The organism is Paenibacillus sp. GbtcB18 (genome assembly GCF_019091125.1).
Classification (GTDB): domain Bacteria; phylum Bacillota; class Bacilli; order Paenibacillales; family NBRC-103111; genus Paenibacillus_F; species Paenibacillus_F chitinolyticus.
This window is the reverse complement of the sequence record NZ_JAGXJX010000459.1, coordinates 1-262: the sequence shown is the minus strand read 5'-3', so window position 1 is coordinate 262 and position 262 is coordinate 1. Positions and strand designations below refer to the sequence as shown.

Annotated in this window: 1 protein-coding gene; it reads right to left on the bottom strand. The window is 35.1% G+C overall.

Translation table 11 applies throughout. The features are described from left to right. On the bottom strand, positions 1–262 hold a 262-nt coding region (locus KVT34_RS30435; protein WP_217563314.1), incomplete at both ends, for an SLAP domain-containing protein.

Here is a 262-nt window from a genome sequence, read left to right as displayed (position 1 = left end):
CACGGTTTTGTTGAATTTGCTTTTATTTCAAAGTTCTTCAGATTGAAGCTACCTGTTGCAATGACGTTTCCAGTCGCATCTGAGATGTGAAGAGGAAGCTGTTCTATTGTAATATTTCGGTTGTGACCATTACGTAATAAGATTGTTGTATGTAAACCGTTATTTTCTGCTATACGAGCTTGTAATCCTAAGAAATTAAGTTCATTTTCTTTAGGCGGTGTTAGGCCTGCAACAATTTCTTTTAATTTATCTTTCGCAGAAT